Source organism: Collinsella vaginalis (assembly GCF_900176655.1).
Taxonomy (GTDB): Bacteria; Actinomycetota; Coriobacteriia; order Coriobacteriales; family Coriobacteriaceae; genus Collinsella; species Collinsella vaginalis.
Genome location: NZ_LT838842.1, coordinates 341,835 through 368,798, shown reverse-complemented (window position 1 = coordinate 368,798; position 26,964 = coordinate 341,835). Strand labels below are relative to the sequence as shown.

The following is a 26,964-nucleotide window of genomic DNA, read 5'->3' as shown; positions in this document are numbered from 1 at the left end:
AAGGAGGTTACCATGGGCGCACCCAAAACCGGCAATGTGAGGAACGTGGTGCTCGTAGGCCAAGGCGGGGTGGGCAAGACCTCGCTCGCGGAGGCCATGCTCCACCTATCCGGCAAGACCGCCCGCCTGGGCGGTCACGACGGCACAAAGCCGACCCTCGACTACGACGTCGAGGAGGTCAAGCGCGAGTTCTCCATCTCAACCGCCATCGCGCCGATCGACTGGAAGACGGTCCGCATCAACGTCCTCGACGCCCCGTGCTACCCCGACTTCATCGGCGACGCCTACGCGGCGATGAGTGTGTCCGAGGCGGCGATCTTCGTGGTCGACGCCGCAGCGGGACCGCAGCCCACCACCGTGAAGCTCTGGTACGCAGCCGAGGACCTGCGCCTCGCACGCTCGGTGTTCATCAACCGCATCGACCGGCCCGACGCCGACTACGATGCCTGCATGGCCCTGCTCCGCGAGCGCTTCGGCATGCGCCTCGGCGCGGTCACCCTGCCTTGGGGCACGGGCGATGACTTCAACGGCATCATCGACATCGTCCGCATGAAGGCGCGTCGCTGCGAGGGCACGAAGCAGACCGAGTTCGAGATCCCCGAGGAGTACCGGGCGCAGGCGGAGGCCGCGCACGAGACCCTGACCGAGCTTGTCGCCGAGGCCGACGACGACCTCATGGAGAAGTACCTCGAGGGCGAGCAGCTCACCCAGGAGGAGATCGAGGGTCTCATGGCCACGGCCATCGCCAAGCGCCTCTTCGTCCCCGTCTTCGTGGGCAGCTGCATCAAGGAGCAGGGCGTCAACTCGCTTATGGACGATATCGCCTCCTACTTCCCCGCGCCCACCGACCACGGCGAGATGCCGCTCATCGACGGCAGCACGCTGAAGATCTCCTCCGAGGACGATCGCCCGGTGGTCTTCGTTTTCAAGACTCTGAACGACCCCGTCCAGGGCCGGCTCTCCTTCATCAAGGTGATCACCGGCACCATCGAGCCCGGGCTCGAGCTCGTGAACGCGCGCACGCGCAAGGGCGATCGCCTCGCGCACCTGAATGTCATGTGCGGCCGCGAGATGACCGAGGTCGGTCACGCGTACGCCGGCGACATCGTGGTGGTTCCCAAGCTCTCCGCCGAGACCGGCGACACGCTCTCTGTGTCCGGCAAGGTCGAGGCCGCTGCCTTCCAGTTCCCGAACTCCCAGTACCGGATCGCCATCGAGGCGGAGAACCGCGGCGATGAGGAGAAGCTGTTCACCTTCATCGACAAGGCATGCCAGGCAGATCCCACGATGCGCATCGAACGCGACGAGGAGACGGGGCAGACCATCATCTCGGCGGTGGGCGAGGCTCAGGTGAGCGTCCTCTTGAGCCGCCTGGAGGACCGCACCAAGGTCGAGGCGCACATCGTGCCGCTCCGCATCCCGTACCGCGAGACGATCCGCCGCGTCGCGAGCGCCCAGGGCCGTCACAAGAAGCAGACGGGTGGCGCCGGGCAGTTCGGCGACTGCTACCTGCGCGTCGAGCCGCTGCTCGACGGCACCGACTACGAGTTCGCCGACGAGGTCGTGGGCGGCCGCATCCCGCGCGCGCTCATCCCCGCGGTCGACCGCGGTGTCCAGGAGACCATGCGCGAGGGCGTCATCGCCGGATACCCGCTCACCGGCATCCGCGTGGCCTGCTACGACGGCTCCTATCACCCCGTGGACTCCAACGAGATGGCCTTCCGCGCTGCCGCGCGCATCGCGCTCAAGAAGGCCTGCGCCGATGCGGATCCGGTGGTGCTCGAGCCCATGCGCGACATCACGGTGACGATTCCCGAGAGCTATGCCGGCGCGGTCATGGGCGACGTCTCGGCTTCACACGGCCGCGTAACCGGCATGGATTCCAACGAGCGCGGCGAGACCGTCGTCAAGGCAACGGTGCCCTATGCCGAGCTCACCGACTACGCCACGCGCCTGCGCTCGCTCACGCGCGGCAACGGCGACTTCGAGATGGAACCGGCTGGTTACGAGCAGGTCCCCTATGACGTTCAGCGGCACCTGGTTGAGTTCTATGAGGAGAGCCGCGCTCAGGGCAGGTAGCCGATTTCGCGCATCCTCCATCTTCATGCGGGTTTCGTGCGCTTCGCGTGTGCGGAACCCGCCGTCTCCTAATCTCTACACCGGGAATGTAGGATTTGGAAATCCTCATCGACACCCCTAGGGACAGGGCCCGGTGCCGTCGCGGAAGTGACTAGGCTGTAAGCAAATGTGACTCGTAGTTCACAATATGCGTGTTACCATAGATAGTTATTCATAGACTAACCCATTGCGATCGGGAGAATGGACGAAGATGGCGCGTACAAACAGCAGGAAGACCTACGACGCGGAGACGCGTCGCCGTGCGGTGAAGGTGCTGGCCTCCGGGTCGGGTCACCGTGCGCTCGCCGGTGCCCTGGGCCTTCCCGAGGCAACGGCGCGTCAGTGGGCCCGGGCTTATGCGGTGGGCGGAGCGTCCGCGGTGATGAACGCGGGGAAGACGCATCGCATCTACCCCTATGAGCTCAAGCTCTCTGTGGTGAAAGACCGTTTCGAGGGCGGGAAGTCCGTCCGCGATGTGATGATCAAGTACGGCGTCCCGAGCGAGTCCTCGGTCAAGACCTGGTGCCGGCAGTACAAGGAACGTGGCGCCGACGCGCTCATCGACCGCCCGCGCGGCCGCAAGCCGAAGAATCGCGCTGTCAGCTGAGCGCACCAAACGAAGCGATACATCTGAAGGGGCCGCGTCCGGGGTGTCATGGACAGCGGCCCCTTGTGCTTCTCGGAACCTTTTCGGTGCGTGCGAATACCCTGCATCTTCAATGATATGATGGGCGATGTTCGCACGGTTACCGAGGAGGATTCCATGCTCAACGCAATTGAGATCAGCCCTGATGTCTGGTGGGTCGGTGGTATCGACTGGAACGAGCGCTCGTTCCACGGCTACGCCACCGAGCGGGGTATCACCTACAACGCCTATCTCATCATGGATGAGAAGGTCACGCTCATCGATACAGCCAAGGCGACGTTTTCCGATGAGTTCATCCAGCGCATCAGCCAGGTGGTTGACCCCTCCAAGATCGAGGTCGTCATCGCCAACCACGTCGAGATGGACCACTCGGGCAGCATCCCGGTGATCCAGAAGTACGCCCCCAACGCCACGATCTACGCGAGCGCCCCGGCCGGCGTGAACGAGCTCCGCGCCCACTTCGGCATCGAGGTCGAGGGCGTGAAGACGGGCGACACCCTCTCGATCGGCAAACGCACGCTCTCCTTCGTTCAGACGCCCATGGTGCACTGGCCCGACAACATGGTCACCTACTGCGCCGAGGACCAGATCCTCTTCTCCAACGACTGCTTCGGCCAGCACTTCGCCACCACCAAGCGCTTCGATGATGAGGTGGACCGCTGCGAGCTCTTCCGCCAGGCCAAGAAGTACTACGCCAACATCGTGCTGCCCTACGGGCCCCAGGCGCAGAACGCCCTGAAGGCCGTCGCCGGCCTGGACATCCGCCTGATCGCCCCGAGCCACGGGTGCATCTGGCGCAGCTACATCGCCGACATCATCGAGAAGTACCAGGCGTGGACCACGTACCAGCTTGAGGAGAAGGCCGTCATCGCCTTCGACTCCATGTGGCACTCCACCGAGCACATGGCCCGCGAGATCACCGACGCCTTCATCGCCGAGGGCATCCCGGCCACGCTCTACGACATCAAGGCGACCGAGTCCTCCGACATGATCCTCGAGATGATGGACGCGCGTTACATCGCCGTGGGCTCGCCGACCTTGAACTCCAACATGCTGCCCACCGTCGCCGGCTTCCTCGCCTACATGCGCGGCCTCATGCCCCGCAACCCCGAGCGCATCGGTCTGGCCTTCGGCAGCTACGGTTGGGCGCCGCTCGGCCCCAAGCAGGTGTACGAGGCGCTCGAGACCTGCAAGTTCAATCTCCCCGAACCGGTCATCACGCAGCAGTGGATCCCCGATGAGGCGAAGCTCACCGAGCTGCAGGAGACCGTCCGCCGTGTGATCGAGCAGAACAGGCAGGCGTAAGGTCCCAGCTCACCGCTTGGCGAATCGAATCTCACAGGGGTGGCCGGGCGGCCACCCCTTTTTGCAAACCGCGCCCAAATTCCCCTAGCCGACGTGGGGCGAGCGTGCGATAGCTGGGTGAAGAGGGCTGCAGCCCGCAGATATGGTGGTGGGGCGCGGATAGGCGTGGGCCCGGCGCGCGAGCTTTTTGCCTGCCCGCCACCCGAGGTGTCCGCGCCCCGTGATACCATCCATAAATGCATCACAAACGGCCGGTGCGTACAGAGGGGTATTTATGGCCATAATAGGAATGTTGATCGCCGTGCCTTTGGTCGCGGCGGCGCTGTTGCTCGTCGCGCGGGATGATTCCCAGCGCGATCCGATCGCCATCGTGGCGGCGATCATCATCGCCATGCTCGCAGCGCTCACCGCGGTGACTTACCTGAACGCGCCGGCGTTCTTCGAGGTCCCCGTATCCGTCGCTGAGTTGGGCACCTACGCTGCCGCCATCATCGATGTGCTGCTCGGCTTCATCATCCTGAGTTACGCGATCCGCTACCGCAACGCCTGGGCCCTGGGCCTCGGCGCCGTCCAGCTCGCCACAGCGATCTGGTGCGGCGTGCTCGCCTTCGAGTCGACCGAGCACGGCGCGACGCCGCTCTACATCGACAACCTCTCGGTGATCATGGTTCTCATCGTGGGTGTCGTGGGCAGCCTGATCTGCGTCTACGCTCTCGGCTACATGAAGGACTTCCAGGCCCACCAGGGTGAGGGCGCCCCCGATCGCCGTCATCAGTTCATGGCGCTCATGTTCCTGTTCCTCTCGGCCATGTTCATCATCGTCCTCTCCGACAACATGGACTGGATGCTCGCCGGCTGGGAGATCACCACGGTCTGCTCCTTCCTGATGATCGGCTACGCGCAGAACGAGGAGTCCAAGAAGAGCGCCCTGCTGCAGATCAACCTCAACATGATCGGCGGTATCGCCTTCCATGTGGCCATCATCCTCATGCACGGCGCCGGCGTCCCGCTGTCCCTCTCCGCGCTGCCCGCGTTCGCTGCCATCGTCGGCACGGAGCGACTCGTGCTGCCGCTCATGCTGCTCGCGGTGGCCGGTCTCGTGAAGGCCGCGCAGATGCCCTTCCACTCCTGGCTGCTCGGAGCCATGGTGGCCCCCACCCCCACCAGCGCCCTGCTGCACTCCTCGACGATGGTCAAGGCCGGCGTCTTCCTCCTTGTGAAGCTCGCCCCGCTCTTCCTCATGGTCCCCGTCGCCTCGCTCATGGTGGTCTTCATCGGCGGCGTGACCTTCCTGCTTTGCAGCTTCATGGCGATCTCCCAGAGCAACGCCAAACGCGTGCTCGCCTACTCCACGATCGCCAACCTCGGCCTCATCTCCGCATGCGCCGGCGTGGGCACCCCGCCCGCCGTCTGGGCCGCGGTCTTCCTCATCATCTTCCACACGGTATCCAAGTCCCTGCTCTTCCTCTGCGTGGGAACCGTCGAGCACCGCATCGGGAGCCGCAACATCGAGGACATGGACGGCCTCTTCAGCCGCCTGCCGCGCCTCACGCGCTTCATGATGCTCGGCATCATGGGCATGTTCGTGGCGCCCTTCGGCATGCTGATCTCGAAGTGGGCCACGCTGGTCTCCTTCGCTGAGACGGGCAACGCCCCCTTCCTCGTCATGCTCGCCTTCGGATCGGCCGCGACCTTCTTCTTCTGGGCCAAGTGGCTCGGCAAACTCGCGGGCGTGCCGCAGCGCGCTGAGAACGAGGAGGGCGGCGTGCATCGCACCGAGTGGGCGGCCATCGGCTCCGTGGCCGTGCTCCTGCTGCTCAGCTGCGTGGCCCTGCCCCTGCTCTCACAGGGTGTGGTCGGACCTTACCTCGCGGGCGTCTACGCCGAGGCACCGAGCCTCATCGATATCGACAACCTGGTCATCATGGTCGTCATCGTGGTCTTCATCGCCATCGTGCTGCTCACACCCTGGGGTCGCGCGACCAAGAAGAAGCGCGTTGAGGTCTACCTGGGCGGTCAGTGCACCGATCCCGATACCCGTCGCTACCACGGTTCAATGGGTCGTACGATGACCTCCTCCAAGCGCAACTGGTACATGGAGGACATCTTCGGCGAGCCCCTGATCACGCGCATCGGCGTGATCATCAGCTCGGCTGTGCTTTTCGTGGCCTTTGCCGTCAGCCTTATGCTGAGCCCGGCGCTGCTCTCGGTCCCGATGCTCTTCAGCGAGCGTAACGTGCTGCTCGTGGGGCCCGGCCTCCCCGGCATCCTGATCGGCATCGTGTGCTTCGCGATCGCGGCTCCCATCATCGGCTGCCTCCTCGACGGTCTCGACCGCAAGCTCTCGGCGCGCATGCAGGGTCGCGTGGGCCCGCGCCTGCTGCAGCCCTACTACGACGTGCGCAAGCTGCTCCAGAAGGAGCAGGCGAGCGTGAACGCCGTGGATGAGGCCTACATCACCTGCGCCCTCATCTCCTGCACGGTGGCCGGTGGCATGTTCGTCTCCGGTTCCAACCTGCTCATGTGCGTCTTCCTGGTCACTTTGGCGACGCTCTTCGTGGTCATCGCGGCCTACTCGGCCCGCTCGCCCTTCGCCGACACCGGCGCCGATCGCGAGTGCCTGCAGGTCATGAGCTACGAGCCCATGCTGCTGATCATGACCATGGGATTCTTCGCCGCCACGCAGTCCTTCGACGTGGTCCAGCTCACCCGCCTGCCCGCGCCCATCGTGACGGTCCTGCCGCCGATCTTCGCGGGCCTGCTGTTCATCCTCACGATCAAGCTTCGGAAATCCCCGTTCGACCTCTCCTACAGCCACCATGCGCATCAGGAGCTCGTCAAGGGCATCACCACCGAGATGAGCGGCCGCACCCTCGCCAAGGTGGAGATCATGCACTGGTGTGAGAGCGTGCTCTTCCTCATGTGGGTCGGCATGTTCTTCATCTGGGACAGCCCCCTCTCCGGCGTGGTCGCGCTCGTCGTGGTCGCCGCTGTGTGGTTCTTCGAGATTTGGATCGATAACAACTTCGCGCGTGTGAAGTGGCAGACCTGCCTGAAGCTGGCCTGGCTCGTGGCGCTGGTGGCGGGTCTTGTGAACCTGTCATATGTGCTCCTCACGCCGTTCATCTAAGGAGGTGCCGACCGTGGGATACTCTTCCAAGTCACCCTGGCTGATCCATTACGACGGATCGAGCTGCAACGGATGCGACATCGAGGTGCTCGACGCCCTCACCCCGCTCTATGACATCGAGCGCTTCGGGATCATCAACACCGGCAACCCCAAGCATGCCGATATCTTTCTGGTCACCGGTTCGGTGAACCACCAGAACATCGGCGTGGTCCAGCACATCTACGAGCAGATGCTCGAGCCGAAGGTGGTCGTCGCCTGCGGTGTCTGCGCGTGCACGGGCGGTGTGTTTCGCGACTGCTACAACGTGCTCGGCGGCGTGGACAAGGCCATCCCGGTGGATGTCTACGCGCCCGGCTGCGCCATTAGGCCCGAGTCCATCATCGACGCGGTGCTCGAGGGCGTGAAGGTGCTCGATGCGAAGGCCGATCGCATGCGCCGCGGCCTGCCCGCGGTGGACCCTGAGACCGCGCCCGCGGTTTCCGGCTCCGAGGCCGGTGCGTCGGCCGCTGTGAACCTCGCCGCAAAGGAGGCGACCAACTAGATGTACACCACCTCATTTGAAGAGCTGCCCCTGACCGAGTTGCTGGTCCGCGTGCAGACCCTCAAGCACGAGGGCATCCGCTTCGTGCAGCTCTGCGCCGAGAAGGGCTCGGATGACGCGCTGGACCTGCTCTACACCTTCTATGATGAGCAGCGCGACGAGGCGCTCAATTACATCGTCCCCCTCGCCGAGGGCGACGTTGTCCCGTCCATCCAGGAGCTGTACTTCTCCTCGTTCACCTTTGAGAACGAGACGCACGATCTGTTCGGCGTCCCGTTCGCGAACATGAAGCTCGACTTCGGCGGGCACTTCTTCAACGTGGCCACCGACGCCCCGATGACGATCCTCTCGCCGGAGCAGAAGGCCGCGCGCGACAAGGCCGCCAAGCTTGAGGCGGCGAAGAAGGCCAAGGCCGTCAAGGAGGCCCAGGCGGCCCGTGAGGCGGTCGAGGACTCTTCTGCCGAGCGCGCGCTCACCACCTCCGCCGCCGAGGCCGACGCCGCGGCAGTGGCCGAGGTTGACAAGCTCGCGCCCCGCGCCGCCAAGGTCGATGCTCCGGCCGATCCCGCACCCGCCGCGCCCGCAGCAGCCGATGCGTCACCTGCTGCGGATGACCGCGCTGCCAAGATGGCCGCGAAGATCGCCGCCATGGATCCTGAGAAAGCCGCCCGCGCCCGTGCCGCGCTTGCCGCCAAGGGTATCGTGCTCCCGGACGCCGCCGATACGAAGGAGGGCGAGTAGCAGCATGTCTAACCGCACCGTCATTCCGTTCGGGCCTCAGCACCCCGTGCTTCCCGAGCCCGTCCACCTTGACCTCATCGTCGAGGACGAGCACGTTATCGAAGCCATCCCGCAGATCGGTTTCGTGCACCGCGGTCTCGAGAAGCTCGTCGAGAAGCGCGATTTCAACCAGTTCGTCTACGTGGCCGAGCGCATCTGCGGCATCTGCAGCTTCGGGCACGGTTGGGGCTACGCTGAGGCGACCGAGCGCATGCTCGGGCTCGAGATCCCAAAGCGCGCCTCGTACCTCCGCGTCATCCTGCAGGAGCTCTCGCGCATCCACTCGCACTTGCTGTGGCTCGGTCTCCTCGCCGACGGCTTCGGCTTCGAGAGCCTCTTCAACCACTGCTGGCGCCTGCGCGAGACGATCCTCGACATCTTCCAGGAGACCTGCGGCGGCCGCATCATCCTGTCCATCACCATGGTGGGCGGCATGACGCACGATATCGACGACGCCCTCCTGCGCCGCGCCTGCGAGAAGCTCGACGATCTCGAGCGCGAGTACCACACCATCGTGAACACGATGCTGAACGACGACTCCGTTCGCAGCCGCCTGTGCGGCGTGGGCACCATCAACTACGAGGAGGCGCTCAGCCTCTCGATGGTGGGCCCGTTCGCCAAGGGCTCGGGCGTGACCCACGACATGCGCACCACGGGATTCAGCGCGTACGGTGACCTCGAGCATTTCGAGCCCATCGTCTCGACGGAGGGCGACTGCTACGCCCGCTGCAAGGTGCGGTGTGAGGAGATCTACCAGGCCATCGCCATCATCAAGGAGCTCGTGGCGAAGATCCCGCACGACGGCGTCGGTCAGGCCCCGGGTCCCAAGGTGAAGCCCGAGAAGGATGCCCGCGCGCACGTGCTCATCGAGCAGCCGCGCGGCGAGGCGTTCTACTACGTGCGCGGCAACGGGACGAAGTTCCTGGATCGGTTCCGTTTGCGGACGCCGACCTCGCAGAACCTCGGCGGCATGACGAAAGCGCTCCAGGGCGTTGACGTGGCCGATGTGCCGATGATCATCTTGACCATCGACCCGTGCATCAGCTGCGCGGAAAGGTAGGGACCATGGGCGGATTCAAACTGGGGAAGATGACGCTGCGCTCGCTCATCAGCAAGCCCGCGACGGTGCGCTACCCGTATGAGAAGCGCGAGCTGTACCCTGCGATGCGCGGGCACCTGGTGAACGATATCGACGCCTGCATCCTGTGCGGGATGTGCGCGAAGGTCTGCCCGGCCGACGCGTTGACCGTCGATCGCAAGGCGGGCGATTGGACGATCAACCCGTACAAGTGCGTGCAGTGCGCGAATTGCGTGCGGGCGTGCCCGAAGAGCTCGCTCACCATGGAGCGGGAGGCCACGACGGTCGCGAGCAGCATGTCGACGCTCACGATGCACAAGGACATGCCGGCCAAGCCGGCCCGGCCGGCCGCCGGTGAGCGACCCGCTCGCAAGCTGACTCCCGAGCAGGAGGCCAAGGCCGCGGCGATCCGCGCGGCGAAGGCTGCGAAAGCTGCGAAAGAGCAGGCCGCGTCGCAGCAGGCTGAGGGAGGCGCCGAGTAGGCGGTTGCATATCTGACGGCATTGGCCGGCCGTTTCAACCGCGGTGCCGTCTGCCAGCCGTCTTACCCTGGCGTCATCGACCAGCATCTCAACCGGGCCCGGAGCACGAGACTGCACCGAGCCCGGTTTTTCAGCTGATCTCTTCCAGCGGGCTTTCAGGAAGTTCAAAACGCTCAATTGGGTCTTTGAGGCGTTGCAGATAGCTGAGATCGACGGCCCTGGTCAAAACGCTCAACTTCTTGGGCAAATTTAGGGGGTCATAAAATAAATTACCACCCTCTTTCATGCTAAGCTAGGCCTTCAGCGCCAAAACGACCATATTGAGTTATGCAAATCGAGACTGCTGCACTCAACGACATGTCAGATTTGCCCAAGAAGTTGAGGATTTTGACCAGTTCTGCGAATCATCGCGTGCCATATGTCGGACGACCATATCGGGACGCATCCCTATCGGCCCGATTGCAGAACCGGGTCTCAGTGCATGTCGGCTGCAAGGGCCGTGGCCATCAAATGCGCGGGATAAGAGCAAAACGTCATCTCGAGGCGCTCCCAAGGGCATTTTGCCAGGAATCGCAGGCGAAAGTAGGTTTTCGGGGCCATGTTTTCGGGGCCATGTGACCCGCGGCCGGCGCCGTGCGGGCCGAAAGGTTGGTGGGCGGGCGTTGTGTGAGCGCGCGGACTGGCGGGTGCGCGCATCGGGTGTTCAGGTGGACCGGCTGCGCAGGATGGTGCCCGGGCGGGCCGGCTGCACAGGATGGGAGCAAAACGTCATCTCGAGGTGCTCCCAAGGGCATTCTGCCTGGAGGCGCAGGCGAAAGTAGGTTTTCGGCCCCGTTTGAACCGTCGGCACACATCGATGCGGGTCGGCACGCGGGTTAACCGAAATAAAGCCTGCGCAGACATGGAAATGCCGATGGAGCCCGTGACCCGGCCTGCAGCATAACTTATACTACACAGTGTCGCTAAAACAGAATCAGAGGGGGGATCTCATGTCTGAAGCGCCAGCATCACCTGCGAAGGTGTACTTCACCAACCTGCGCACCCATGGCCGCGAGAGTCAGCTTGACAAGCTCAAGCGCCTCATCCGCCGCGCCGGCATCGACCAGATCGATTTCGAGAACAAGTTCGTCGCCATCAAGATCCACTTCGGAGAGCTCGGGAACCTCGCTTTCCTGCGCTCCAACTACGCCCGCGCCGTCGCCGACGTGGTCAAGGAGCTCGGCGGCAAGCCCTTCCTCACTGACTGCAACACGCTCTACGTGGGCAGTCGCAAGAACGCGCTCGAGCATATCGACTGCGCGTATCAGAACGGCTTCACGCCTTACGCCACCGGCTGCCATGTCATCATAGCCGACGGCCTCAAAGGCACCGACGAGACCCTGGTGTCGGTGAAGAACGGCGAGTACGTGCAGGAGGCGAAGATCGGCCACGCCCTGATGGACGCCGATGTCGTCATCAGCCTGACGCACTTCAAGGGTCATGAGGGCGCCGGGTTCGGCGGCGCCATGAAGAACCTCGGCATGGGCGGCGGCAGCCGCGCCGGCAAGATGGAGCAGCACGCCTCCGGCAAGCCAAGCGTCACCACGGAGAAGTGCATCGGCTGCCGTGCCTGCGAGCGCATCTGCGCGCACGGTGCCATCAGCTTCGAGGGGACGCGCGAGCGCGAGCTCGCGAACGGCACAACGCGTGAGATCCACGTTGCCGAGATCGACCACGATCGCTGCGTCGGCTGCGGCCGCTGCATCGGCGTGTGCAACCAGGACGCCATCGCCGCAGACTACGGCGCGGCGGCCGAGGTGCTCAACTACAAGATCGCCGAGTACACGCAGGCCATCGTCCAGGATCGCCCGAACTTCCATATCTCGCTGGCGATTGACGTCAGCCCCAACTGCGACTGCCACAGCGAGAACGACACGCCCATCGTGCCCGATGTGGGCATGTTCGCGAGCTTCGACCCGGTTGCCATCGACCAGGCCTGCGCTGATGCGGTGATGGCCCAGGATACGCTACCCGACACCGAGCTCACCGAGAGCCGCGCGCGTCTTGAGGAGGCGGGCGCCCTCGATGAGGAGCACGCGCACGACCACTTCTACGTGACGCACCCGGACACCGCCTGGCAGGCGATGGTCGAGCACGGCGAGAAGATCGGCCTCGGTACGCGCGAGTACGAGCTGGTCGAGGTCCGCTAGGCGGAGCCTGACATACGGTGCCGTCGACGGCTGGGATCCGGGTGCGAGCTCGGGTCCCAGCCGTTTCGCGCTGCGATTGGCCCAAGGTGGCGGAGCCCGTTGCTCAAGCGCGGCGGCCCGCAGGGACGCCGGCCCGCGAAGAGGAGGGCCCGGCCTGCTGGGCGTGGAACGGTGCGGCCCCTCTCGCCCCCTTACGGCCTTACGGCGAAGCGACGTGACCGTGCCCGGCGAGCGTGGGCCTCTTTTACCGCCCGCGCCACCAGGCCACGGCGATCTGCGTGCGGTTGCTGAGCCCCATTTTGGTGAGGATGGAGCTGACCCGGTTGCGTACGGTCCCCTCGCTGATGTAGGCGAGGGAGGCGATCTCGTGGTTGTCGAGGCCATCCGCGATGAGGCGCGCAACCTCGTACTCGCGTTCCGTCAGCCCGAGGAAAGCGGCGGGCCGTGCGGCTGGCTCATCCGCCCGGGGGTCTCGCGGGAGGGCGGTCGTACGCAGGTGCTCGGAGAGCTCCTCCTGCTCGATGCGGAGGTCGATCACGCGTTGCTGCAGATCGTCGCGCATGCGGTTGGTGAGGACGCGCTGAGCGTGGAGCCGGTTGGTGCGCAGGGAAAGCAGAAGGGCGAGGGCCATGAGCATGGCGGTGACGCCCCAGGCCACAGGCTGGTCGGCGCCGTGGACAACATGAGCCACGAGGGCGAGCGGCGCTGCGGTCGAGGCCATCCACCAACGCGGGCCGTCATGGACGCCGCGCGCGAGCTCGTAGGCGGCGAGGGGAAGGAGCGCCTCGCTGCTCGGGACGATCAGGGTGAGCACGCAGTATACGATAGGGACGCAGCTGCGCCAGGGGGCCGGGGCCACCTCGGACGCAGCGGTCATGATGATCGCGCAAAGTGCCGACGATACCGCCCAGGCAGAGGGGAGGGCGCCCGCCGCGAAAGGGGTGCCCGCATCGGCGCCGAGCAAGACGACCAGGCAGCAGATGAAAATGAGAGAGATGTCGGCGACGCGTTCCATAGCGGCAGTGTAGCAAAGCAGATGCAGAGGACGCCTGCCGCCGGCGCGTCCGTTCGGCGAAGGGGCCGCAGCGGGGGAGCCGCCGGGGAAGACGCCCCCTTGCATGCAGAAGACAGCCGCCCCGGCGCCTCAGGCGGTGCACCATCCCTGCTTGAAGGCAGGCGCCGCAAGGGTGAGCGCGCCGCCGGGTGAGCGCACGGCCGTTTCGCGGCCTGCGATCACGTCCCTGACCATCGACTCAAAATACGCCTCTGACCTGCCTATACTATACTGGTGACATTTATCACTAGCGTCTTGTGACCGCATTCCCACATGATGGGGCCGTATCGCGTCAGATGGTCACCCGACTGTCGACGCACCGCCTCGAATCCCTGTAGGAGGAGTGCATGGACATCGTCTCTGTGACCGGAGTCGTCAAACGCTACGACGATCTGCTCGCGCTCGACCACTTCGATCTGCATATCAAGCAAGGCGAGATCTTCGGTTTGCTTGGACCAAACGGATCGGGTAAGACCACGGCCATCAACTGCATGCTCTCGCTTTTGAACTTCGATCGGGGATCCATCGCCCTGTTCGACGAGGCCATGTCGGCCACGCGCTACGACCTCAAACGGAGGATCGGCGTCGTGCCCCAGCAGATGGCCGTCTTCGACACGCTCACGGTGCGCGAGAACATCGACTACTTCTGCTCTCTGTACGTGAACGATTGCGCGACACGCCGCACGATGGTGGAGGAGACCATCGAGTTCGTGGACCTTGGAGAGTTCGCGAAGTTCCGGCCGAAGAAGCTTTCCGGTGGCCTGGTGCGCCGCCTCAACATCGCCTGCGGTATCGCGCACCGCCCCGAGCTCATCTTCTTCGACGAGCCGACGGTAGCCGTGGACCCCCAGAGCCGCAACGCCATCCTCGCCGGCATCGAGCGCCTGCGCGACGAGGGGGCCACCGTGGTCTACACGAGCCACTACATGGAGGAGATCGAGCAGATCTGCGACCGCGTCATGATCATGGACCATGGGCGTGTGCTGGCGCAGGGCACCTGCGACGAGCTCAAGCGCGGCATCAAGACGGGCGAGCGCATCGTTGTGGAGATCGAGGGCGAGCTCCCCGCCCGTGAGCTCGATCGCCTGCGGGTCCTGCCCCATGTGCTCAGCGTGGCGCTGGAAGGCCGTCTGCTTTCCGTCGTATGCGAGGCGAGCGGCCACAACCTCACGGACGTGCTCGCGGCGCTCCGCGCGGCCGGCGTGCCCCTGGGGCGGATCACCTGCGCGCCACCCACGCTGAACGACGTGTTCCTCGAGATCACCGGCCGCGAGCTGCGGGATTAGGAGGCGGGCATGTGGAGCACCTTCAAGGTCACGGTGAAGGGGGCGGTGCGGACGCCGAGCATCGTCATCTGGACGCTCGTGTTCCCCCTCGTCATGACCACGATTTTCAGCGTCATGTTCAAACCGCTTCGGACCCAGGAGACGAGCCGTTCGGTGGCGGTTGCCGTGGTCTCCGACGACGCCTGGTCGGGTAGCAATTTCGCCCAGGTGGTCGATACGCTCAGCACGCAGGACACCCCGCTCCTCGACCTGCATGAGGTGGACAGCGAGGCTGAGGCGCGAGACCTGATCAAATCCGGCGAGGTCGACGGGGCCTATCTCGTTGACGAGGCGGGTGACCCGCGCGTGTTGCTCGCGCCTGCCGACTCACCGGCCCATGCCGGCGAGGACATCTCCTATGAGGTCAACCGCACCATCATCGAGTCAGTCGCCTCGAGCTTCCTGCAGAACAAAGAGCTGCTGATGAGCATCGCGGCCGAGAATCCGGCTTTGCTGGCGGATCCCGCAGCAGTCTCCCATGCCCTATCCCAGGGCGTCGGGGTACAGAAGATCTCCCTCACGCGCTCCCAGCCAGACCAGACCGTGCGCTACTTCTACGCGTTCCTCGGCATGGCATCGCTGTTTGCCGCGCAGGTTGCCGAGGGCATGGTCTATCGCCTGCAGCCCACTGCTTCGGCACTGGGAGCGAGGCAGAGCATCGCGGGCACGAGCCGTCTGCGCCTGCTGATCCCGGTGGTCGCGGCGTGCTGGACGGTATCGACGGCGTTCCTCGGTGTGGGCTTCGGTTACATGTGCGTGGCGGGGGACGTCGACTTCTCGGGCCGCATAGGCGTCTGCCTGGTCAGCATCGCCGTATGCTCCCTGTTCTCGTCGTGCTTGGGGGCCTGCATCGGCGCGCTGCCCGTGAAGGGGGGCGCCGACGCGCGGTCGGGCCTGCTCACGGTCGCTACCTGCCTGCTCGCGCTGTTCGCCGGCGTCTACGGTACCCCCGCGATGATACTGAGCGACACGATCACCCAGGCGTTTCCCGCCGCCTCGTGGATCAACCCCGTGAGCCTCATGCGCGATGTGTTCTACAGCATCTACTACTACGACAGCTTATCGCCGTTTTTCCTGCGGCTTTCGGTCTGCATAGGACTCGCTGCGGTCTTCTTCACCATCGCGGTGGCGCTCTTTAGGAGGCAGAGCTATGACCATCTCTAAGTATGTGCTGCGCATCGCCAGCCGTCATCCGCTTTACCTGCTCATCTACGTGGGGTTCGTGTCGCTTCTCGGCGTGCTCATGATCGGGACGCCTGCAGATGGGGGCACCTCTGCGGGGGATGCGACGCAGCCCGCGGCGTACCGGGCCCGCGTCGCCGTGGTCGATCGCGACGGGTCCGCGCTCTCCCGCGCGCTCAAGACATACCTGAAGGAGACGGACACGGTCATCGAGATCGAAGACGAGTCATATGCCCTGCAGGACGCGCTTGCGACCGAATGGGTCAACGCCGTGATCATCGTACCCGAGGGCTTCTCCGAAGACCTCATCCGCGCCGCGCGGTCGGGCGGGGAGCTGCCCGATCTCGAGGTTGCCGCCGGCGGCGACATGCAGGCCTCGGCCCTCCTCGGCGAACGGGCGCGGCGCTGGGCATCGCTCGCTGCGGCTGACGCGGTGCTCGATCGCGACGCCTCCGAGGATGCGGTTGCCGAGGCCGTTCAGAGCGCCGCTGCCGAGACCGTGAGTTCGGAGATCGTGCGCACGGAGGGGCAAGAGGTCGGGCGGGGGAGGGTCATCGCCTATCTCCGCTTCGGCTCATATACGGTGACCTGTTCAATCGCGGTCGTCGTGGGCGTGGTGCTCACTGAGTTCTCGGAGCATGAGGTGCGGCGACGCCAGCTCGCGTCCCCGGTGAGCACCTGGGGCCATGCAGCGCAGGTGCTCGCGGGTTGCGCGGTGCTCACCCTGCTTGTCTGCCTGTGGGTCTTCGGCGTGGGGATCGTCGCTGCGGGGGCGGAGTCGTTGCTCGAGGCCATCCCCCTGCAGCTCCTGCTGGCGTTTGCGGTGCTCGCGGCGTTCGCCTTGGTGCCGTTCTCGCTGGCGTTCCTCCTCGCTCAACTGGGATTCCGCGAGGAGGCCCTGAATGCCATCGCGAACCTCGGAGCCATAGTCATGTCGTTCTTGGGCGGTTCGTGGATCTCGCTCTCGCTGCTCGGGGAGTCGGTCCAGGCGATCGCCCGGTTCTCGCCCACGTACTGGATGTCGGACGCCGTCGCGGCCGTCCTCGAGCCCACCGAGCTCACACAGGAGGCGCTCACGACAGCAGGCGTCGACATCGCGATCATCCTGCTGTTCGCAGCCGCCTGTGCATCAGCCGGCTTCGCGATCGCCCGCGCCCGACGGACGGCGTAGCCGAGGTCTTCAGCGCCAGAGGTCAGGGCGCCGCATGCCGAGGTCTGTGGTATGCGGCGCCCGTTGCCCGTTCTGCCTATTTATGCACGCGCTTCTATCGGTCACCTTCAAGCCGCAGTAGTTCCAAGCCTGCGGGAGTGAGCTGGTATGTAGGCGGGCGAGCGGCAATCTTCTGAACGATGCCGTCCTGTTCAAGTTGCGAAATGGTCTTACGTGCGGTTGGTGTGCTCACATGAAGGTATGAGGCTAGCTCGGCAAGACGCGTCTCACGAAACGCTCCAAACAAGTGAATTTGCGCGGCAAAAAAAAGTGCATCGCATGCTCGTGTGGACATAACGGCGCTGAGCTCGTCAATGCGTGTGTGCAGCCTTTCCAACAATGCACGTTTTTGTTCTAGGTCTGCGATCAGTCCTTCCTGAGCTTGCGTGATCATGTCAAGCACCGCGAGTACGAAATGCGTGCCCTCTGCAGCGTTGAGAGGCCGCTCCGTAACATCAAATGCCTTGTAATATGCGCTCTTATTCTCAGCGATCGTGCGTGAAAGAGACAAGGCGGTGGGTTGGGATAGCGGGCGGCTCAAATGAAGCGCAAGCAGGTATCTGCCTGTACGGCCGTTTCCGTCATAGAAGGGATGAATGTATTCAAATAGAAAATGACAGAGCGCGGCTGAGTAGAGCTCGGGGATGCTCTCATCGCGAGAAAGTGTGAGCCACTGCTCCATCATCGGTTCGATTGCGTTTGGCAGCACGCCTGAGTGAACCGTATGTCCCATGTGATTTATGATCTTTACCGGCCCCGTTCGAAAGGTCGACGCGCCAAGGAGATCGTTGGGCGCAAGGGTACCAGCGACGACAGCATCGTAGATTGACCTGATGTCTGCTAACGATGATGGTGGTTGGGGGTTATCCTCAAGCTGCAGGTACAGGTGCGCAAATTCAACGAACGGAATATGCTGGTCATCTTTGTGCGCTTCGAGTGCAGCCTCGACCTCTCTTCGGGTGCTGTGCACGCCCTCGATTCCATTGCTGTAGACAACCTCATCCAACACCAGAGATCGCATAAATGCGCTGAGCGCGATGACCGGCAACGCGTGCCAGAGGGCAGAGACGCGACGCTCACGGCGAAGTATCTGCTCCGATGCAAGGGAGAGTTCATGCGGTATGGCAAGAAACAGCTCTCCATTCTCGAGAGCGATGCCCGTTCGGAAGGTCGATTCGTGATTGAGACGCTCAATTTTGCGTCGCTCATGGTCGGCAAATCGGTCTGATGAGGAATCTGAGTAGAACAGTTTCTCAAGTGTCGAGTATTGGGGCATAGGAACCTCCTTCGAAGCGTCTCAAGGCTCTTACATCAAGACGTCCACAGTACTCTAACAGTAAATGTTGGTAATTTCTTTCTGTTACAATAATAAAGCATTTGCTAAAAGAAAAAAATAACCTATTTCTTTCTCTTAGGTAACATAAATCGGCAATGAAGAGAATCAACAGTGCGTTTTGGGCCCCGGATCACGGCGAGGGCGAGTGCACGTAGGGGGTCATCTGCCAGTTGGTTTTCATGCCGAATGTCGGCACAGCGTCGCGTTATATTCAAACCAAGCGAAGCATCCTAGGCCGAAGCCGCCAACGAGGATCGCGGCATCTTCCAGGTGGAGTGTTTGCATAATCTGACCTATTGCGCCTCCTGCCCCGTCCTTTACGTGCAGCGTCTCTACCTTCTGATATAGTATGCGAAAGCGTTTTCAGGAGGCGGAACCGCGCGTATGCCAGATTCAGGTGACAGTCCCGAGCCGCAGGACGATCCTGCGGCCACCCCTGTTGCAGAGCACGCACCCGCCACACGGGCCTGCGGCGAGCGTCCGCGTGGGCTTCCGAGCTATACCGTCGGCGAGGAGATCGCCAACTCCGTCACCCACGGCGTCGGCGCGTTGCTCGCCATCGCCGCGCTGGTGCTCCTCATCGTCAAGGCGGTCTTCGACGGCGCCCACCCCGCATCCTTGGCCTCGGCCATCGTCTTCGGCGTGACGCTCATCTTGGAGTACACGGCCTCCACCCTCTACCACGCCATCCAGGTCCCTGCGGCAAAGCATGTCTTCCGCACCATCGACCACAGCTGCATCTACCTGCTCATCGCCGGGAGCTACACCCCCTTCCTGCTGGTCACCCTTGGGGACGCCGGTGGCCTTCCGATGCTCCTCCTCATCTGGGGGCTCGCCGTGGGCGGGATCCTCTTCGAGCTGATCGGCCGTGAGCGCCAGCCGCGCTGGGTCACGATCCTGATCTACCTGGGCATGGGCTGGCTCGTCGTCTTCTGCCTGCCCCAGCTCATCGCCCGTCTCGACCTCGCCGCCCTGGTGCTGCTCGCAGCCGGCGGCCTCTGCTACACCGCCGGCACGGCGTTCTACCTCATGAAGTGCATCCGCTACATGCACAGCGTCTGGCATCTCTGGGTGCTCGCCGGCAGTGCCTGCCAGTTCCTGGCGGTGATCCTGTTCGTGATCTGATGAGCTGCCAGGCCGGTCCCCTCCGGCATCCGCCCCTTTCCACCCCTATTTGGGAGGTATGAACACGTCCCCATGGACATAGCGATCTCCATCATTGCGACCTTGCTCCTCACGGTGCTCAACGGCTACTTCTCCATGAGCGAGATGGCCCTGACCACCGCCAAGCGCGCCGAGCTCGAGCAGGATGTCGAGGAGGGCGACAGCCGCGCCGCCATCGCGCTTGAGCTCGCGAGCGACTCGACCGACTTCCTGGCGACCATCCAGGTGGCCATCACGCTCGTCGGCTTCTTCTCGGCCACCGTCTCCGCAAGCACCCTCTCCACGCCGCTCGCAACCTGGCTGTCGAGCTTCGGCATCGACGTCCTCACCGCCTCGGCCCCCATCGCGGCCCCGGTGATCATCACGCTCATCGTCTCCTACCTCTCGATCGTCATCGGCGAGCTCGTGCCCAAGCGCATCGGGCTCTCCGACGCGACCGGCATGGCGAAGTCCGTGGCCGGCCCGATCTCCACCTTCCGCAAGCTCGCGCGCCCCCTCGTCTGGCTCACGCAGTCGAGCGCGAACGGCCTCTCACGGCTCCTTGGCATCAAGAGCGCCGATGATCGGCAGAACGTCTCCGAGGAGGAGATCAAATACATGATCAACGAGCAGGACAGCCTGCTCGACGAGGAGAAGCGCATCATCCACGAGGTCTTCGACCTGGGTGACGCGGTGGCTCGCGAGGTCATGATGCCGCGCGTGGACGTGCAGATGGTGGAGGACACCGAGCTCGTCAAGGACGTCCTCCAGCTCATGCTCAAGACCGGCTACAGCCGCGTGCCCGTCTACCATGAGGACCCTGACAGCGTGGTGGGCATTGCTCACATCAAGGACCTCATGCGGCTGAGCTTTGAGGACGGCGTCGACACGGAGAAGGCGGTGGGGGAGTGCGTGCGCGACGCCACCTTCGTGCCCGATACCAAGGACATCCTGCCGCTCCTCTCCGAGATGCAGACCGCCCATGAGCAGATCGTGGTGGTGGTGGACGAGTACGGCGGCACCGCCGGCATCATCACCGTCGAGGATATCGTCGAGGAGATCGTCGGCGAGATCGAGGACGAGTTCGACCCCGACAACAAGTACCTCACGCGCCTGTCCCGCCGCGAATGGCTGGCAGATGGACGTTTCCGCTGCGACGATGCGCAGGAGCTCGGCTGGCCCATCGAGGAGAGCGACGACTACGAGACGATCGCCGGATGGATCCTCGAGCTCTCGGACTCGGTGCCCGACATCGGCGAGGTCTTCGAGGTGGAGGGGTACAAGTTCAAGGTGCAGTCCATGCGCGGGCAGCGCATCTCGCTCATACGCGTGACGGCGCCCGAGGCCCCGGCGGCGGATCCTGATGCCAGTGACCCGAAAGATGAGGCGGAACAGGAGCCGGTCGCGTAACATGGACGTGTAGCTACGGAAGGATCGATATGGCAGAGCTGTTCAACATCATGAAGATCACGGTGGGCCCCAAGAAGCTCACGGCGCGCATTCTCGTGAACCCGGGGATGCCGACGCGCACCTCGGAGGACATTGAGGCCACCGCGCGCGTGTACTATCTTGCCCCGGCGATCGCACAGCATGCCTGTCTGGGCGATGCCGGCGAGCATTTCCAGGACTGCATGGGCGACACCGAGATCGTGCATCTGCTCGAGCACCTCACCGTGGAGATCATGAGCCAGACCGGGCTCGCGGGTGACGTGGTCTCGGGCCGCACCTTGCCGGTGCCCGCCGACGACCGGCTCTTCGATCTGGAGCTCTCCTGCCCGGACGATGCGCTCACCGTTGGAGCCATCTCCTCGGCGGTGTTCATGATGCAGTGGGCGTTTTTGAACGGCGACCAGCCCGCGCCCGATTTCAACGGCACGGTCGAGGCTCTGCGCCATCTCGCGCTGAGCCTGCGAGGTGAGGCTCCGGCTGCACGCGAGGACGCGCCCGACGAGGCGGATCGCGAGGATGACGTCCCGGGTGATGTTGAGGCCGACGGCCCCATCGACACGGAGGGCGCTGCGGTGCCTGAGCACGAGGCGGCTGAGGATGCGGTGTTCGGCGGGGCCGCGGAGGAGTAGGCCGTTGCCGCGGAGCGGGTTGCTTCTTCATGCAGATCAGCTCTTTGGTGGTTGGCGGCGGCCACTTTGCATTTTCTTGAGCTATGCATAGGACAATCTCGGCCCTCTCAGCACTGATATAAAAACACCAGGTCAACCATGATGCATTTTTGGGAGCTATGAACAGGCGGGTTCATAGCTCCGTCAATCTTGGCGAGAATTTATGCATAGCTCAAAGAAATGCAATTCTGATCTACCGCCAACGAGGCGCCGCTATCGCGAGAATCGAATCTCCGGATTAGCGCGCTTGACTATCTGCTGCATCTCCTCGAGCTGACCGATGATGCGGCTTGCGTCCGCGCCCGAGCTGATCAGGTCGTCGAGATAACGGAGCACCCGTCCATCCGCCGCCTCGATCATGAGGCTCGGGCTGCTGAAGAGCGCGAGCCGCGGATAGATGCGGATGAGCCCGCTGAAGGGCAGCGTCAGGTCGGTTTCCGCGCCATCATCTGGCTTCAATCGATAGCGGAAGCGCAGCGCACAGGCCGTCATCTCTGCATCCACTGGAGCGCCACGCCGATCATCGCCGATGAAGAGCACCCCTGCTGAACTCCAGAGGATCTTGCCCGCCGCAGTTGGTGCATCCATGCGCGCCCCCTTGCCGTGTGGGTGATGGCCATGGTCCTGAGGATAGCGCAGCGCGCCCGCTTCGCCTATGAGGCCGTGCGCTGTTTGAGCGCTGAGCAGGGCGTGCCGTGTGCGAGGGCGTCTGCGGGTATAATGAACCTCAATCTGTTGAATTCCACCGAGGAGGACATCATGGGTAAGGGTCTTGCATTCGTCGCCGGTGCCGCGCTCGGCGCCGCCGCCGGTACGGTGATCGGCGTGCTTCTGGCCCCGCGCTCCGGTGCGGAGACGCGCGCTATGGCCGCCGATATGGCCAATGACGCCTGGGATTCCGCGCGCGACATGTACGAGCAGGGCGTGGACACCGCCCGCTCTGCCGCGAACGATTTCGGCCCGCTCGTGGACGCCAAGACCGATGAGCTCCGCGCCAAGGTCGACCTCGCCCGTGAGCGCATGGACCAGCTCCGCGAGCAGCTGAACGACGCCATCGCCGGCGGCAACGTCACGCCCGCCGCCGACGTGGTGGTCGAGGGCCCGCAGGAGGCCGCGGACGGCTCCGAGGCCCCCTCTGAGGCGTAATGCGCGTCGGAGATTTCCAGGGAACCAAGGTCTACCGCGAGCTCCCCGAGCAGAAGCGCCAGCGCCGCGACGGCTCCGAGCGCGGGCCCAAGCGCATGGGCAAGGTCCACTTCCCGGTGTTCTCGCCTGATGGCCGCCGCCTCGTGGGCTTCATGGTGAGTCCGCCGGATGTTCTCGGCATGATCAAGCAGCCCGATCGCTTCGTCGCGTACGACGCCATCAGGGTGGCCGACGGCCGCCTGGTGTCCCCTGATCGCAAAGACGCCTACGACGCGCCCGCGGCCAAGCGGCTCGGCCTCTCGCTGGATGAGTGCCTGATCTGGACCGGCATGGACGTCGTCACCGCTTCGGGCGCGTCTATGGGTTACTGCGCCGACGCCGACTGCAACCCCAAGACGGGCGATGTCCGGACCTTCTCGGTGACGGCGAGCTCCGCTGCCTCAACGCTCCTCGGCAACGTGGAGGTGCCCGTGTCCCTGCTCAAGGGGTACCGCGCGGGCACCATGATCGTTGCAGACGAGGCTCGCGCGATCGGGTACTCGGGCGGTGCGGCGGCCAAGGCCGCGGAGGCATCGGTTCGCGTGGGCACCGAGGTCAAAAAGGGCGCCAAGGCCCTCGACGAGCACGGTTCGCGGGCGGTGGACGCCGGAAGCCGCGCCCTCGGCCGCCAGCTGGGCCGCGCCAAGGGCATGCTCGGCGCCTTCGCCGACGAGTACAAGAAGGCCTCAGGGTCATCGAAGCCAAAGANCGGCCGCTCCGGACGCGGCTCCCGGCGCCCGCGTCGCAATTCGCGCCGCCCGTACGCGGTCATCGCGGTGGCTTGCGCCTTCCTCGTGTTTTTGGCGAGCATCCTCTGGTACGCCAACCGCGGTGTCGACATCACGCTCAACGGGTCCACGGTATCCGTGCGCATCAACTCAAGCATCGAGGGCTTGATCGAGAGTCAGTCCCTCGACCTCAAGCCGGGCCGCCTGCTCGCAGTTGACGACACCGTGCTCGACAAGACGGGCGGCGAACCGTTTGCCGTCACCCTGAACGGGAACGAGGTTGATCTCAGCCAGGTGGCATCGACGCAGCTCAGCGCTGGGGATGAGGTGACCATCGAAAGCGGGGCGGACACCTACGAGCCCCATCAGGTGCAGGCGACCGAGATCGCACCCACGCTCACGGTCAAGGGGTCCGGTGCCATCCAGTTCGTCGAGACCTGGGGTGTTCCCGGCCGCCAGGAGGTGTGGACGGGAGAGCAATCCGGTATCACCAAGGATCGCGGTGTGGTCAAGGAGGCGGTGAACAGCGTCGTTGTGGCGAAGAACGCCTCGCCGAGTGGGAACCGAAAGCTCGTGGCCCTCACCTTCAACAATGCGCCGAGCGCGCGAACGACGGAGATCCTGCAGGTGCTGGCCGATAAAGGCGTGAAGGCGACCTTCTTCGTCCGGGGGGATAACGCGGCGGCAAATGCAGCCTCCGTCAAGGCCATCGTCGAGGCGGGTCACCAGATCGGCTCTGCTGGCGCGACTGCGGTGGATACGACGACGCTCACCGGCGAGGATCTGCGCAGCCAGCTCAGCCAGGGGTTCGATGCCATCAAACAGGCCGGCGGGGGAGAAACGGCGCTGTTCAGGCCGTCATCGAACGAGTTCACGGCCGAGAACTGGGCTGCGGCAATGGATCTCGTGGGTGCGGTGGTGACATCGAATCTGAACTCCGGCGACTGGACGCTGCCGGGCGCCGACACCGTGGTGAACACGGTGGTCAATGGGGTGTCAAACGGAGACATCATTCTCCTGACCGACACGGATGAGACCGCCGCGCAGGCCCTCGAGGCGCTGCCGCGCATCATCGACGGTCTTAAGGCAGCCGGGTATGAGCTTGTAACAATCTCGGATCTCATCGCTTCAGATGAGGATCTTGCTGGTAAGGTACCGCTTTCGAGCGTCGAGATGCCCGAGGGCGCCTCGCTGCCTCAGGTGACGAAAGAGTCAGGCGATTCTACGTCCGGATGACGGGGTACCCTCCTAGGATGGGAAGGGTCGGTCTATACGGTCGTTCAAGAGATTGATTCCGTGCTCATACGGGTGGGATTGCAATGAGTCAGCGTAAGCGTGTAGAGATTGGCAGGGCGACCGACCTTCATTTTGGGGCGGGGCATAGCCGGCTGCGTCCGGGATCTTCCAGGGTCGGGCGGCGCCTGTCGGGGGGTGGGCCGGCATCCGTCCCACCGGATATGGGTGCGTCGCCTGCGACCGGCTCGCACGGAGCCGACTCCGCGCACCGCGCGGCCGCTACCGCTAAAGCCGTGGGGGCGTCGGCCCGCGGGGTCAAACATGTGACGCTGCGCCACGCGCCCGGCTATCGCATGGAAGGCGGCCTCAGCGCCCGGGCAACGAAGGTCGCCCTCGGCGTTGCCGTGTCCTCGGTGGCGCTGATTGCCATATTCGGGTGCTGGTGGTTTCTCTGGCGTTCGGTGAGTTTCACCGTGAACGACCAGACGGTCACGGTGCGTGTGGGCTCAAACCTCGTTGACACGCTCAAAGACGGCGATTTCTACGGGGCGAAAGCCGGGCGGCTGCTCTCGCTCTCGGGAAACGTGCTCGATGAGGCCGGTGGCACGCGCTACACGGTGTCGATCGACGGCAAGGAGGTCCCCGCGGACGAGGCGGAGCGGATGGATGTGCCTGAGGGTGCCACGGTCACCGTCAGCGATGGCGTTGACGTGACGGAGGACCACACCGAGGAGACCGTCGACGCCGCCCCCACGATCGAGATGCAGGGGACCGGCGCGGTCCGGTACGTGAGCCAGCAGGGCAAAGCCGGCAAGAAGGTGGTGTGGACGGGCGAGACCTCGGGCGAGGTCGTCGACCACGAGGTGCTTGAGGAGCCGGTGAACATGGTCGTCACCGGGAGGAACCTCAAGCCGACCGATGGCAAGAAGTACATCGCCCTCACCTTCGACGACGGCCCGAGCGCCTACACGCCGCAGATCCTCGACATCCTGAAGGAGAAGGGCGTGAAGGCGACCTTCTACAACCTGGGGGCGCAGGCGATCGCGTACCCCGAGTACGCCAAGCGCGTGGTTGCCGAGGGGCATGAGCTGGCGAGTCACACCAACAAGCATCAGTACCTGCCCAAACTTGATCGCGATGCCCTGCGTGAGGAGATCAATTCGGCCGCCGAGAACATCAATCAGGCCACAGGCGTGAAGCCGCAGATGATCCGCGCGCCCTACGGCGCCTTCGATGATGTCAACTGGCTCAATGCGGGTGACCTGATCAGCTGCAATGTGCTGTGGAACATCGACACCGAGGATTGGAGGCGCCCCGGTGCGCAGGCGATCACCAACGCCGTGCTCAAGGGTGCTTACAACGGGGCCATCGTGCTGATGCATGACGGGGGCGGCGACCGCACGCAGGACGTGGAGGCGCTACCCGGCATCATCGACGGGCTGCGGGTCACCGGCTTTGAGCCGGTGACCGTGCAGGAGCTGATGCGACTCGACGGCAGCATCCCGGATGACGTGGTCAACGGCACGGCAGGCCAGTAGGGTAGCGGCGCGGCTCCATATCGATCTGCGGGCCCTCCTAATGTGCGACGGCGCCCATCTCAGCGCGCGCATCTATCCGCCCGCACCTATCTCGGCGTATATGTACCTACCCGCACCCATCCGGGAACGCTCTAAACTGGGGCGCCCATTCCGGCGCCCGTCCATTCGGCCTATATCCATCCGGGGAACGCCCAGCTTCATCTGAGGATGCGTTCATCCAGGTGCGCGCCTGCCCGGCCTCTGTCTAGCTGAGCGCGCACATGCTCATTCAGGAGCACGTCAATCTGAATGTGCGTCCCGCGGGAGCGTGCGCCCTGTGAAGATGATCCGTCCGCCCGCGCGAGGGCGCCCATTCAGGCTTTACGTTTGCGCTTATTTCGTCGAGGCTGCTTTGAGGGGCTCTGGCCCGCCCGTCTTTTTCTCCCTGTGAGCTGTTCTGTTAGGTAAGGGCAAGATCGCGCAGGGCCATTTGTCAGATCGGCTCAAATTCCCCCAGGTAGGATGCCTTATACCGAGTCGTCCTGCAGCGGAGGGATATCCATGGACCATCACGAACCAGACCTTGGTGCGGTGCGTTTCAACACCACCGTGCAGTCCATCCGGACGATGGGATCCAGCCCGATCATTTGCGGTGAATCGGC

At 64.2% G+C, this 26,964-nt stretch carries 22 protein-coding genes; 18 read left to right on the top strand and 4 right to left on the bottom strand.

The window, feature by feature from the left end; genetic code table 11:
* Positions 1–12 precede the first annotated feature (12 nt).
* The 8 genes from CAP13_RS01535 to CAP13_RS01500 all read left to right on the top strand — a co-directional run bounded on the left by CAP13_RS01535 (position 13) and on the right by CAP13_RS01500 (position 10,080).
* On the top strand, positions 13–2,079 hold the full coding sequence (locus CAP13_RS01535; RefSeq protein ID WP_085829908.1) for an elongation factor G: 2,067 nt from the start codon (positions 13–15) through the stop codon (positions 2,077–2,079).
* A gap of 250 nt (positions 2,080–2,329) precedes the next feature.
* Positions 2,330–2,725 (top strand): helix-turn-helix domain-containing protein, encoded by a 396-nt coding sequence (locus CAP13_RS01530; protein WP_085829907.1) that lies wholly within the window; start codon positions 2,330–2,332, stop codon positions 2,723–2,725.
* 156 nt (positions 2,726–2,881) lie between these two features.
* Entirely contained in the window at positions 2,882–4,069 is a 1,188-nt protein-coding gene (locus tag CAP13_RS01525) for an FprA family A-type flavoprotein (protein ID WP_085829906.1), read from the top strand.
* A 274-nt stretch (positions 4,070–4,343) separates the two neighbouring features.
* Entirely contained in the window at positions 4,344–7,199 is a 2,856-nt protein-coding gene (locus CAP13_RS01520) for a proton-conducting transporter transmembrane domain-containing protein (RefSeq protein WP_085829905.1), read from the top strand.
* A gap of 4 nt (positions 7,200–7,203) precedes the next feature.
* Positions 7,204–7,740: an NADH-quinone oxidoreductase subunit B family protein gene (locus tag CAP13_RS01515; RefSeq protein ID WP_245798853.1), complete on the top strand. Its 537-nt coding sequence runs from the start codon at positions 7,204–7,206 to the stop codon at positions 7,738–7,740.
* Entirely contained in the window at positions 7,741–8,481 is a 741-nt protein-coding gene (locus tag CAP13_RS01510; protein ID WP_085829903.1) for an NADH-quinone oxidoreductase subunit C, read from the top strand. It begins immediately after the preceding gene.
* Positions 8,482–8,485: 4 nt separating this feature from the next.
* A complete protein-coding gene (locus CAP13_RS01505) occupies positions 8,486–9,580 on the top strand; it encodes a hydrogenase large subunit (protein WP_085829902.1) in 1,095 nt (364 codons plus the stop codon).
* A 5-nt stretch (positions 9,581–9,585) separates the two neighbouring features.
* Positions 9,586–10,080 (top strand): 4Fe-4S binding protein, encoded by a 495-nt coding sequence (locus CAP13_RS01500; protein ID WP_085829901.1) that lies wholly within the window; start codon positions 9,586–9,588, stop codon positions 10,078–10,080.
* A 130-nt stretch (positions 10,081–10,210) separates the two neighbouring features.
* Here CAP13_RS01500 and CAP13_RS09805 read toward each other — a convergent pair whose 3' ends face one another.
* Positions 10,211–10,366 carry a hypothetical protein gene (locus CAP13_RS09805; protein ID WP_179184875.1) on the bottom strand — a complete coding sequence of 52 codons (156 nt, stop codon included), beginning with the start codon at positions 10,364–10,366 and terminating at the stop codon, positions 10,211–10,213.
* Positions 10,367–11,069: 703 nt separating this feature from the next.
* Here CAP13_RS09805 and CAP13_RS01495 point away from each other — a divergent pair.
* Entirely contained in the window at positions 11,070–12,269 is a 1,200-nt protein-coding gene (locus CAP13_RS01495) for a DUF362 domain-containing protein (protein WP_085829900.1), read from the top strand.
* A 244-nt stretch (positions 12,270–12,513) separates the two neighbouring features.
* Here the strand turns inward: CAP13_RS01495 and CAP13_RS10365 are convergent, their stop codons facing one another.
* The gene (locus CAP13_RS10365; RefSeq protein ID WP_281248971.1) at positions 12,514–13,284 is read right to left on the bottom strand and encodes a helix-turn-helix transcriptional regulator; all 771 of its coding nucleotides are present in this window, start codon (positions 13,282–13,284) and stop codon (positions 12,514–12,516) included.
* Positions 13,285–13,670: 386 nt separating this feature from the next.
* On the opposite strand from CAP13_RS10365, the gene CAP13_RS01485 reads away from it, so the two are divergent.
* From CAP13_RS01485 to CAP13_RS01475, 3 genes are read left to right on the top strand one after another with little or no spacing between them, the layout of a single operon-like run.
* Positions 13,671–14,609: an ABC transporter ATP-binding protein gene (locus CAP13_RS01485; RefSeq protein WP_085829899.1), complete on the top strand. Its 939-nt coding sequence runs from the start codon at positions 13,671–13,673 to the stop codon at positions 14,607–14,609.
* 9 nt (positions 14,610–14,618) lie between these two features.
* Positions 14,619–15,812: an ABC transporter permease gene (locus tag CAP13_RS01480; RefSeq protein WP_085829898.1), complete on the top strand. Its 1,194-nt coding sequence runs from the start codon at positions 14,619–14,621 to the stop codon at positions 15,810–15,812.
* On the top strand, positions 15,799–17,001 hold the full coding sequence (locus CAP13_RS01475; protein WP_085829897.1) for an ABC transporter permease: 1,203 nt from the start codon (positions 15,799–15,801) through the stop codon (positions 16,999–17,001). The genes CAP13_RS01480 and CAP13_RS01475 overlap by 14 nt, the downstream gene beginning before the upstream one ends.
* Positions 17,002–17,095: 94 nt before the next feature.
* On the opposite strand, the gene CAP13_RS01470 is transcribed toward CAP13_RS01475, so the two are convergent.
* On the bottom strand, positions 17,096–18,316 hold the full coding sequence (locus CAP13_RS01470) for a Fic family protein (RefSeq protein ID WP_085829896.1): 1,221 nt from the start codon (positions 18,314–18,316) through the stop codon (positions 17,096–17,098).
* A 444-nt stretch (positions 18,317–18,760) separates the two neighbouring features.
* Here CAP13_RS01470 and trhA point away from each other — a divergent pair, with 444 nt between their 5' ends.
* The 3 genes from trhA (at position 18,761) to CAP13_RS01455 (ending at position 21,597) form a co-directional block, all read left to right on the top strand.
* Positions 18,761–19,501: a PAQR family membrane homeostasis protein TrhA gene (gene trhA / locus CAP13_RS01465; protein ID WP_085829895.1), complete on the top strand. Its 741-nt coding sequence runs from the start codon at positions 18,761–18,763 to the stop codon at positions 19,499–19,501.
* 72 nt (positions 19,502–19,573) lie between these two features.
* The gene (locus tag CAP13_RS01460; protein ID WP_085829894.1) at positions 19,574–20,929 is read left to right on the top strand and encodes a hemolysin family protein; all 1,356 of its coding nucleotides are present in this window, start codon (positions 19,574–19,576) and stop codon (positions 20,927–20,929) included.
* Positions 20,930–20,958: 29 nt separating this feature from the next.
* Positions 20,959–21,597, top strand: coding sequence for a hypothetical protein (locus CAP13_RS01455; RefSeq protein WP_085829893.1), 639 nt, complete (start codon positions 20,959–20,961; stop codon positions 21,595–21,597).
* 252 nt (positions 21,598–21,849) lie between these two features.
* Here the strand turns inward: CAP13_RS01455 and CAP13_RS01450 are convergent, their stop codons facing one another.
* Positions 21,850–22,224: a hypothetical protein gene (locus CAP13_RS01450; RefSeq protein ID WP_085829892.1), complete on the bottom strand. Its 375-nt coding sequence runs from the start codon at positions 22,222–22,224 to the stop codon at positions 21,850–21,852.
* A gap of 171 nt (positions 22,225–22,395) precedes the next feature.
* On the opposite strand from CAP13_RS01450, the gene CAP13_RS01445 reads away from it, so the two are divergent.
* The 3 genes from CAP13_RS01445 (at position 22,396) to CAP13_RS01435 (ending at position 26,323) form a co-directional block, all read left to right on the top strand.
* A complete protein-coding gene (locus CAP13_RS01445; RefSeq protein WP_085829891.1) occupies positions 22,396–22,782 on the top strand; it encodes a YtxH domain-containing protein in 387 nt (128 codons plus the stop codon).
* Entirely contained in the window at positions 22,782–24,785 is a 2,004-nt protein-coding gene (locus CAP13_RS01440) for a polysaccharide deacetylase family protein (RefSeq protein ID WP_085829890.1), read from the top strand. Before CAP13_RS01445 ends, CAP13_RS01440 begins: the two co-directional genes overlap by 1 nt.
* A gap of 221 nt (positions 24,786–25,006) precedes the next feature.
* Positions 25,007–26,323, top strand: a complete 1,317-nt coding sequence (locus CAP13_RS01435) for a polysaccharide deacetylase family protein (RefSeq protein WP_218775281.1) — start codon at positions 25,007–25,009, stop codon at positions 26,321–26,323.
* The last annotated feature ends 641 nt before the right edge of the window (positions 26,324–26,964 follow it).

Bases quoted from the DNA above. Each gene is read 5' to 3' on its own strand.
- CAP13_RS01535 (WP_085829908.1), top strand. From the start codon at position 13: ATGGGCGCACCCAAAACCGGCAATGTGAGGAACGTGGTGCTCGTAGGC.
- CAP13_RS01530 (WP_085829907.1), top strand. From the start codon at position 2,330: ATGGCGCGTACAAACAGCAGGAAGACCTACGACGCGGAGACGCGTCGC.
- CAP13_RS01525 (WP_085829906.1), top strand. From the start codon at position 2,882: ATGCTCAACGCAATTGAGATCAGCCCTGATGTCTGGTGGGTCGGTGGT.
- CAP13_RS01520 (WP_085829905.1), top strand. From the start codon at position 4,344: ATGGCCATAATAGGAATGTTGATCGCCGTGCCTTTGGTCGCGGCGGCG.
- CAP13_RS01510 (WP_085829903.1), top strand. From the start codon at position 7,741: ATGTACACCACCTCATTTGAAGAGCTGCCCCTGACCGAGTTGCTGGTC.
- CAP13_RS01505 (WP_085829902.1), top strand. From the start codon at position 8,486: ATGTCTAACCGCACCGTCATTCCGTTCGGGCCTCAGCACCCCGTGCTT.
- CAP13_RS01500 (WP_085829901.1), top strand. From the start codon at position 9,586: ATGGGCGGATTCAAACTGGGGAAGATGACGCTGCGCTCGCTCATCAGC.
- CAP13_RS09805 (WP_179184875.1), bottom strand. From the start codon at position 10,366: ATGAAAGAGGGTGGTAATTTATTTTATGACCCCCTAAATTTGCCCAAG.
- CAP13_RS01495 (WP_085829900.1), top strand. From the start codon at position 11,070: ATGTCTGAAGCGCCAGCATCACCTGCGAAGGTGTACTTCACCAACCTG.
- CAP13_RS10365 (WP_281248971.1), bottom strand. From the start codon at position 13,284: ATGGAACGCGTCGCCGACATCTCTCTCATTTTCATCTGCTGCCTGGTC.
- CAP13_RS01485 (WP_085829899.1), top strand. From the start codon at position 13,671: ATGGACATCGTCTCTGTGACCGGAGTCGTCAAACGCTACGACGATCTG.
- CAP13_RS01480 (WP_085829898.1), top strand. From the start codon at position 14,619: ATGTGGAGCACCTTCAAGGTCACGGTGAAGGGGGCGGTGCGGACGCCG.
- CAP13_RS01475 (WP_085829897.1), top strand. From the start codon at position 15,799: ATGACCATCTCTAAGTATGTGCTGCGCATCGCCAGCCGTCATCCGCTT.
- CAP13_RS01470 (WP_085829896.1), bottom strand. From the start codon at position 18,316: ATGCCCCAATACTCGACACTTGAGAAACTGTTCTACTCAGATTCCTCA.
- trhA (WP_085829895.1), top strand. From the start codon at position 18,761: ATGCCAGATTCAGGTGACAGTCCCGAGCCGCAGGACGATCCTGCGGCC.
- CAP13_RS01460 (WP_085829894.1), top strand. From the start codon at position 19,574: ATGGACATAGCGATCTCCATCATTGCGACCTTGCTCCTCACGGTGCTC.
- CAP13_RS01455 (WP_085829893.1), top strand. From the start codon at position 20,959: ATGGCAGAGCTGTTCAACATCATGAAGATCACGGTGGGCCCCAAGAAG.
- CAP13_RS01450 (WP_085829892.1), bottom strand. From the start codon at position 22,224: ATGGATGCACCAACTGCGGCGGGCAAGATCCTCTGGAGTTCAGCAGGG.
- CAP13_RS01445 (WP_085829891.1), top strand. From the start codon at position 22,396: ATGGGTAAGGGTCTTGCATTCGTCGCCGGTGCCGCGCTCGGCGCCGCC.
- CAP13_RS01435 (WP_218775281.1), top strand. From the start codon at position 25,007: ATGGGTGCGTCGCCTGCGACCGGCTCGCACGGAGCCGACTCCGCGCAC.